Origin of the sequence: Burkholderia sp. Ac-20384 (assembly GCF_017104605.1) — a bacterium.
GTDB lineage: Bacteria > Pseudomonadota > Gammaproteobacteria > Burkholderiales > Burkholderiaceae > Burkholderia > Burkholderia lata.
Window position 1 is genome coordinate 1 of record NZ_JAAGPE010000369.1, and the last position, 8,110, is coordinate 8,110.

The 8,110-nt window shown below is 66.5% G+C and carries 8 protein-coding genes; all 8 read right to left on the reverse strand.

The window, feature by feature from the left end:
• Positions 1-896 (reverse strand): sn-glycerol-3-phosphate ABC transporter ATP-binding protein UgpC (ugpC, locus tag G3O00_RS37275; protein WP_206146008.1); only part of this gene is annotated, 896 nt, incomplete at its 3' end.
• 32 nt (positions 897-928) lie between these two features.
• Positions 929-1,774 (reverse strand): sn-glycerol-3-phosphate ABC transporter permease UgpE, encoded by an 846-nt coding sequence (gene ugpE / locus G3O00_RS37280; RefSeq protein ID WP_174935001.1) that lies wholly within the window; start codon positions 1,772-1,774, stop codon positions 929-931.
• Positions 1,771-2,655, reverse strand: a complete 885-nt coding sequence (gene ugpA / locus G3O00_RS37285; protein WP_039366730.1) for a sn-glycerol-3-phosphate ABC transporter permease UgpA — start codon at positions 2,653-2,655, stop codon at positions 1,771-1,773. Before ugpA ends, ugpE begins: the two co-directional genes overlap by 4 nt.
• Positions 2,656-2,758: 103 nt before the next feature.
• Positions 2,759-4,093: a sn-glycerol-3-phosphate ABC transporter substrate-binding protein UgpB gene (gene ugpB, locus G3O00_RS37290; protein ID WP_206146009.1), complete on the reverse strand. Its 1,335-nt coding sequence runs from the start codon at positions 4,091-4,093 to the stop codon at positions 2,759-2,761.
• Positions 4,094-4,183: 90 nt separating this feature from the next.
• Positions 4,184-5,368 carry a deoxyguanosinetriphosphate triphosphohydrolase gene (locus G3O00_RS37295; RefSeq protein ID WP_241025513.1) on the reverse strand — a complete coding sequence of 395 codons (1,185 nt, stop codon included), beginning with the start codon at positions 5,366-5,368 and terminating at the stop codon, positions 4,184-4,186.
• Between the two features lie 65 nt (positions 5,369-5,433).
• Entirely contained in the window at positions 5,434-6,513 is a 1,080-nt protein-coding gene (gene aroB, locus G3O00_RS37300) for a 3-dehydroquinate synthase (protein ID WP_174934995.1), read from the reverse strand.
• On the reverse strand, positions 6,510-7,064 hold the full coding sequence (locus tag G3O00_RS37305; protein ID WP_174935082.1) for a shikimate kinase: 555 nt from the start codon (positions 7,062-7,064) through the stop codon (positions 6,510-6,512). Before G3O00_RS37305 ends, aroB begins: the two co-directional genes overlap by 4 nt.
• 40 nt (positions 7,065-7,104) lie before the next feature.
• Positions 7,105-8,110, reverse strand: a 1,006-nt coding sequence (gene pilQ / locus G3O00_RS37310; protein WP_206146010.1) for a type IV pilus secretin PilQ, incomplete at its 5' end; no start/stop codon positions are given.

The following is an 8,110-nucleotide window of genomic DNA, read 5'->3' on the forward strand; positions in this document are numbered from 1 at the left end:
GCCTGCGCGACGCCCGGTTGCGGCGTCATGTGTTCGGGACGCACGCCGAGCACCCAGTCGCGCCCGGTGGCGATCGCCGCGCCGATCCCCGGGGCCCCTGCGACCGGCAGCGCCGGGCCGTCGCCTGCGACCGTAAACGTCGCGCCGTCGTCCGACAGCCGGCCGTGCATGAGGTTCATCGCGGGCGAGCCGATGAAGCCCGCGACGAACACCGTCGCCGGCTTCTCGTACACGTCGACCGGCGCACCAATCTGTTCCGCGTAGCCGCGGTTCATCACGATCACGCGCTGCGCGAGCGTCATCGCCTCGATCTGGTCGTGCGTCACGTACACGCTCGTCGTCGCGAGCCGCGCATGCAGCCGCTGGATCTCGAGCCGCATCTGCACGCGCAGTTTCGCGTCGAGGTTCGACAACGGCTCGTCGAACAGGAACACCGACGGCTCGCGCACGATCGCGCGCCCCATCGCGACGCGCTGCCGCTGGCCGCCCGACAGCTCGCGCGGCCGCCGCGCGAGCAGCGGCTCGAGCTCGAGGATCTTCGCAGCCGCCGCCACCCGCGAATCGATCGTCGCACGCTCGATCCCGCGGATCTTCAGCCCGTAGCCCATGTTCTGCGCGACCGTCATGTGCGGGTACAGCGCATAGTTCTGGAACACCATCGCGATATCGCGATCCTTCGGCTCCAGCGTGTTGACGACGCGCTCGCCGATCGCGATCTCGCCGTCCGTCACCGTCTCGAGCCCCGCGATCATCCGCAGCAACGTCGACTTGCCGCAGCCCGACGGGCCGACCAGCACGATGAATTCGCCGTCGGCGATCTCCACGTCGATGCCATGCAGCACGTGCTGCTTGCCGTCGTAGGATTTCCTGACGCCCTTCAAGCTCAGCGCAGCCATTCTTGGTCTTTCTCCCGGTTGCCGTCCGTCATTTATTTCTCGGAATCGACGAGGCCGCGCACGAACCAGCGCTGCATCGCCAGCACGACGACGAGCGGCGGGATCATTCCCAGCAGCGTCGCCGCCATCACGTATTGCCATTCGGTCGCGGCGTCGCCGCTCGCGATCATCGTCTTGATGCCCACCACCGCCGTCGACAGCGACGCCTCCGTCGTGATCAGGATCGGCCACAGATACTGGTTCCAGCCGTAGATGAACGTGATCACGAACAGCGCCGCGATGCTCGTCTTCGACAGCGGCAGCACGACGTCCCAGAAGAACCGCAGCGGCCCCGCGCCGTCGATGCGCGCGGCATCCATCAGCTCGTCGGGCAACGTCATGAAGAACTGGCGGAACAGGAACGTCGCGGTCGCCGATGCGATCAGCGGCAGCGTAAGCCCCGCATAGGTGTTGGTCAGGTGCAGCGTCGACACGACCTGCACGGTCGGGAAGATCCGCACCTCGACCGGCAGCATCAGCGTGACGAAGATCAGCCAGAACGCCGTGTTGCGGAACGGGAAGCGGAAATAGACGATCGCGTACGCAGACAGGATCGACACCGCGATCTTGCCCACGGAGATGCCGAACGCCATTGCGAAGCTGTTCAGGAGCAGGCGGCCGAACGGCGCGGTCGTGCCGGCGCTGCCATGCCCCCAGATGTACGCGACGTTCTCGAACAGGTGCGTGCTCGGCACGAGCGACAGCGGCACCGTGAACACTTCCTGCGCGTTCATCGTCGCCGCGCAGAACGCGACGTAGACGGGAAACACGACCAGCACCACACCCGCGATCAGCACCGCGTGACAGAACAGGTCGAAGCCCTTGCGATTTTCGATCATGCGTATTGCACCCTGCGTTCGACGAAGCGGAACTGGATCACCGTGAGCCCGACGACGATGATCATCAGCACGACCGACTGCGCGCCCGAGCTGCCGATATCGAGCCCCTGGAAGCCCTCCGCGAAGATCTTGTAGATCAGCGTCTTCGTACTCTGCGCCGGGCCGCCGCCGGTAGCGGCATCGATCACCGGGAACGTGTCGAAGAACGCGTAGACGAGGTTCACGACCAGCAGGAAGAAGCTGGTGGGCGACAGCAGCGGCAGCACGATGTTGAAGAAGCGCCGCACCGGCCCGGCACCGTCGATCGCCGCCGCCTCGATCAGCGAGCGCGGGATCGCCTGCAGGCCCGCGTAGAAGAACAGGAAGTTGTAGCTCACCTGTTTCCACACCGACGCGAGCACGACCAGGAACATCGCCTGGCCGCCGTTCAGCGCGTGGTTCCACACGATGCCGCTCTTCGCGAGCGCATAGGTGATCAGGCCGATGCTCGGGTTGAACAGGAATGCCCACAGCACCGCAGCGATCGTCGGCGCGACCGCGTACGGCCAGATCAGCAGCGTGCGGTACACGCGCGCGCCGCGGATCACGCGATCGGCGCACGCGGCGAGGATCAGCGACACGACCAGTCCGCTCACCGTAACAAGTGAACTGAACACGAGCGTCGTGCGGAAAGAATCGAGATACAGCGGATCGGCGAACAGGTGCGTGAAGTTCGCGAGGCCGACGAATTCGCTCGAGGTGCCGAACGCGTCCTGCATCTGCGTCGACTGCCACAGCGCGACGCCGGCCGGCCACAGGAAGAACACGGCGGTGATCGCGAGCTGCGGCGCGATCAGCAGGTACGGCAACAGGCTCGTACCGAAACGGGAACGGGATTGCATCGCGGATATCCGGTCAGGCGCAACGGAAAGGTGGCCGTGCCGCCAGCCGGCGCGTGCATCCGTGCAGGATGCGACGCGGCCGGCGGCACGGTGCGATGCGGGCTCAGCCGCCCGACTTCTCGAAGCGGCGCAGCAGCTCGTCGCCGCGCGACGCGGCCGAATCGAGCGCGTCCTTCGGCGACTTCTTCTGCGCCCAGACCTGTTCGAACTCCTCGTCGACCACCGTGCGGATCTGCGGCATGTTGCCCAGGCGCAGCCCCTTCGTGTACGGCAGCGGCGGCTTGTTCAGCATCTGCTTGATCGCGGTTTCGGCGCTCGGGTTCTTCGCGTAGTAGCCCTGCTGGCGCGTGAGGTCGTACGCGGCGGTCGTGACCGGCAGGTAGCCCGTATCCTGGTGCCACTTCGCGGCGACGGCCGGCGATGCCAGGTACGCGAGGAATTTCGCGACACCCTTGTAGGTCGCCGGATCCTTGCCGGCCAGCACCCACAGGCTCGCGCCGCCGATGATCGCGTTCTGCGGAGCGCCCTTTACGTTCGCGTCGTACGGCATCATGCCGGTGCCGTAGCTGAACTTCGCGAACTTCTGCACGTTCGCGAGCGCGCCCGACGACGTCGTCATGATCCCGCAGTCGCCGCTGTAGAACTTCGCCGACGCTTCATCCTTGCGGCCCGCGTACGTGAACGTGCCGTCCTTCGCCATCTGCTGCAGGAACGAGATGTGCGCGATCTGCTGCGGCTTGTTGAATTCGAGCACGGCGTCGGCGCCGTCGAAGCCGTTGTTGCGGCTCGCGAACGGCAGCGCGTGCCACGCGCTGTAGTTCTCGAGCTGGATCCAGCCCTGCCAACCGGTCGTGAAGCCGCATGCCATCCCCGACTTGCGCAGCTTCTCGGCATCGGCCTGCACGTCGGCCCACGTCTTCGGCGGCTGGTTCGGATCGAGGCCGGCCTTCTTGAACGCGTCCTTGTTGTAGTACAGCACCGGCGTCGAGCTGTTGAACGGCATCGAGACGAGATGGCCCGTCTTCGCGTCGCTGTAGTAGCTCGCGATGGTCGGCACGAACGCCTTCTCGTCGAGCGGCACGCCGGCCTGCTTGAACACGTCGTACACGGGCACGACGGCCTTCTTCGCCTGCATCATCGTGGCCGTGCCGACTTCATAGACCTGGAGGATCGCCGGCGCGTTGCCGCTGCGATAGGCGGCGATGCCGGCCGCGAGCGCCTGGTCGTAGGTGCCCTTGAAGACCGGCACGATCTTGTAGTCGCTCTGCGACGCATTGAACTGGTCGGCGATCGCGTTGACCCGCTCGCCGAGCGCGGCTTCCATCGCATGCCAGAACTGGATTTCCGTCGCGGCGAGCGCCACGTGCTGCACCCCGAACATCAGCGCGCCGCCGAGCGCGATCGAACGAACCAGTGTCCCCGCAGGCTTCTTCTTCATCGACCTCTCTCCTATGAAAACGTTACCAACAGCGTGTGCAACATTCCCGTCGCCATTGAACCGGCGAAGTCTAGTGATCGTTTGTGACAGTCAGTTGTCGCTGATGACGAACAGGCGCTGATACTCCTTCAGCGCAAAGCGGTCGGTCATGCCGGCGATGTAGTGCGCGACGAGACGCGGCTGGTGCGCGGCATCGTCGGACTGGTACGGCGGCGGCAGCAGGCGCGGATCGTCGATGAACGCATCGAACAGACCGGTGACGACACGCTGCGCCTTGCTCGCCATGCGCATCACCTTGTAGTGGCGATAGAGGTTCTTGAAGAGGAAACGCTTGAGGGCGGCCGCCTGCGCGGCAACCGTTTCGCTGTGCGACACGAGCGGCGGTGCGGCGCGCACGTCGTCGAGCGACGCAGGCGCGACGCGCGCGAGATTGCGCGTCGTCTCGTCGATCAGGTCGACGATCAGCGTGTTGATGATGCGGCGCACCGTCTCATGCACGAGACGGCGGCCTTCGAGGCGCGGGAATTCGGCGAGTGCCGCCTCGTAGTGGCGCTGCCACAGCTCGACTTCCGCGAGCTGTTCGATCGTGATCAGGCCGGAACGCAGGCCGTCGTCGACGTCGTGGTTGTTGTACGCGATCTCGTCCGCGATGTTGGCAAGCTGCGCTTCGAGCGACGGCTGGCGGCCCTGCAGGAAGCGCTCACCGAGCGCGCCGAGCTTGCGCGCATTCTCGCGCGAGCAGTGCTTCAGAATGCCTTCGCGGGTTTCGAAGCACAGGTTCAGCCCGTTGAACGCGCCGTAATGCTCTTCGAGCTCGTCGACGACCGCCAGGCTCTGCAGGTTGTGCTCGAAGCCGCCATGCTCGCGCATGCAGGCATTCAGTGCGTCCTGTCCGGCATGGCCGAACGGCGTATGGCCGAGATCGTGCGCGAGCGAAATCGCTTCGACGAGATCCTCGTTCAGGCGCAGGTTGCGCGCCACCGAGCGCGCGATCTGCGCGACTTCGAGGCTGTGCGTGAGGCGTGTGCGGAACAGGTCGCCTTCGTGATTGACGAAGACCTGCGTCTTGTATTCGAGCCGGCGAAATGCGGTCGAATGGACGATGCGGTCGCGGTCGCGCTGGAATTCGGTGCGCGCCGCCGGCGGTGTTTCCGGATGGCGACGGCCGCGCGACTGCAACGCGTGGGCGGCATACGGAGCGAGATGGGCTTCCAGCGCCGCCAGCGTCGGCGGCTCGGCCACCGGCGCAGCGGATGCGCGGCCGGCTTCGGGCAGTGTGCTGCTGGATGTCTCGCTCACGTCTCCTCCATGTCAGGGGCGCCAGGGCATCCGGGCGGCCGTTAGTGGGTCGTCTGCGCCAGTGTAGCGAACACGGCTTCGTCCGGCGCCTGCGTGATCAGCGTATCGCCGAATCGCTTCAGCAGGATGAACTTGATTGCGCCGGCCTCCGCCTTCTTGTCGACGCGCATCAGGTCCATGTAGCGCGCGTCGCCGAGTGCAGGCCCGCGGGTCGGCAGGTGCGCGGCCGCGATCACCGCATCGAGGCGCTGCCGCGACGCTTCGTCGAGCAGGCCGAGCCGCACCGACAGGTCGCCCGCCATCACCATTCCGCAGCCGACCGCCTCGCCGTGCAGCCACTCGCCGTAGCCGAGCCCGGCCTCGATCGCATGGCCGAACGTGTGGCCGAAGTTCAGGATCGCGCGCAGGCCGCCTTCGCGTTCGTCGGCCGCCACCACGCTCGCCTTGATCTCGCACGAGCGCTTCACCGCGTGCGCGAGCGCAGCCGGGTCGCGACGGTTCAGCGCGTCGACGTTCGCCTCGATCCAGTCGAAGAATTCCGCATCGGCAATTGCGCCGGTCTTGATGATCTCGGCAACACCGGCCGCCAGTTCGCGGTCGGGCAGGGTCGTGAGCGCACCGATGTCCGCGATTACGGCCTGCGGCTGGTAGAACGCGCCGATCATGTTCTTGCCGAGCGGGTGGTTGATGCCCGTCTTGCCGCCGACCGACGAGTCGACCTGCGACAGCAGCGTCGTCGGCACCTGGATGAACGGCACGCCGCGCATGTAGCACGCGGCCGCAAAGCCCGTCATGTCGCCGACCACGCCGCCGCCGAGTGCGACGAGCGTCGTCTTGCGGTCCGCGCGGTCGGTCAGCAGGCCGTCGAAGATCAGGTTCAGCGTTTCCCAGTTCTTGTACGCCTCGCCGTCCGGCAGCACGACCGTCGACACGCGCTTGCCGAGCGGCGCGAGCGCCGCGCGCAGCGCGTCGCCGTAAAGCGGATCGACCGTCGTGTTCGTGACGATCGTGACGGACGAGCCCTTGATGTGAGGCGCGAACAACTCGGCGCGGCCGATCAGGCCGGCACCAATGTGAATCGGATAGGCGCGGTCGCCCAGATCGACGTTGACAGTAATCATGCTTGTAGCGGCTTGGCGATGACGCCGGCCAGTTCGAGTTGCATCAGCACCATGTTGACGAGACCGTTGACCGACGGACGGCCGGTCTCGATGACGAAATCCGCGCATTCGCGGTACAGCGGGTCGCGTATCTCGTACAGCGCTTCGAGACGCCCCTTCGGATCTTCGGTCTGCAGCAGCGGGCGGTTCTTGTCCTTGCGGGTGCGCAGCCACAGATCGTGCGGATTGGCGCGCAGGTAGACGACGATGCCGTTGTTTTTCAGGCAGTCGCGGTTTTCCGGGCGCAGCACCGCGCCGCCACCCGTCGCGAGCACGATGTTCTCGCGCTGCGTGAGATCGGTGATCACCTGCGTTTCGCGATCGCGAAACCCGGCCTCGCCCTCCATCTCGAAGATCACCGGGATGCGCGCGCCCGTGCGGGCCTCGATTTCGTGGTCGGAGTCGAAGAACGTCCTGTCGAGACGACGCGCGACCGCACGGCCCACGGTGGTCTTACCCGCTCCCATAAGGCCGACGAAAAATACGTTTGCATGTGGGTCCCGCGCTTGCAACGGCTTCCTCTGCTTCAATCTTGCTGGTGTGTGGCGCAGCTTACTGGCAAAGCGGCTGCCTTGTCGAGCCTGCACCGGCGGCTTCCGGCCCTGTTTTTTCGGCATCCGCGCCGGCCGCGCCGCGCGCATTGCAGCGCGCATCGACGACGGTGGGCGTGATGAAGACGACCAGCTCGTTGCGCTGATCGCGTTGCGCGCGGTGCCGGAAAAGCGCGCCCAGAAACGGTATTTTGCCCAAGAGCGGCACGCGCGTCACATCGTTCCTGTTCAGTTGCTCATAGATCCCGCCGATTGCCACCGTCCCGCCGTTTTCGACCTCGACACGCGTCTGGACGTGTTTCGTATGGATCGCCGGGCCGGCCGCCGTCGGCTCGCCGATGCTGTCCTTCGTCACGTCCAGGTCGAGCACCACGCGCCCGTCCGGCGTGATCTGCGGCTCGACTTCGAGCTTCAGCGTCGCCCGGCGGAACTGCACGCCGCTCACGCCGTTGCCGACCTTCGCCTGGTACGGCACCTCCGAACCCTGTTCGACGATGGCCTTGACGCGATCGGCGGTCACCACGCGCGGACTCGAGACGATCTGGCCCCGCCCCTGAGCCTCGAGCGCGCTCAGTTCGACGTCGAGCACACGGCTGAGCGGCGCGGCGAACAGCGTGAAGCCGGCGGTTGCCGCTTCGAAGCCGCCGAGCGGCCGCGCAGCCAGGTCGAGCGCGTTGCGCGCACCGGTCGTGAACGTGGCGCTCTCGCCCGACGGCGGCCGGCCCTGCGCCCGCAGCGCGACGCGCGCGCCGAGATTGCGCGAAAAACCCTGCTCGCCCTCGACGATGCGGGCTTCGATCCGGACCTGCCGCGACGGCCGGTCGATCGCCTCGATCAGGCTCGCGACCTGGTCGAGACGCGGCGCGAGATCGGTGACGAACAGCAGGTTCATGCGCGGATCGGCCGCCGCGGCCCCGCGCTTCGACAGCAGGCGCTGGCCGGTCGCGCCGGCCAGCAGCCGTTGCACGTCCTGCGCGCGCGGGTAGCGCAGCGCAAAGGTCCGGCTC

Bases quoted from the DNA above. Each gene is read 5' to 3' on its own strand.
- ugpE (WP_174935001.1), bottom strand. From the start codon at position 1,774: ATGATCGAAAATCGCAAGGGCTTCGACCTGTTCTGTCACGCGGTGCTG.
- ugpA (WP_039366730.1), bottom strand. From the start codon at position 2,655: ATGCAATCCCGTTCCCGTTTCGGTACGAGCCTGTTGCCGTACCTGCTG.
- ugpB (WP_206146009.1), bottom strand. From the start codon at position 4,093: ATGAAGAAGAAGCCTGCGGGGACACTGGTTCGTTCGATCGCGCTCGGC.
- aroB (WP_174934995.1), bottom strand. From the start codon at position 6,513: ATGATTACTGTCAACGTCGATCTGGGCGACCGCGCCTATCCGATTCAC.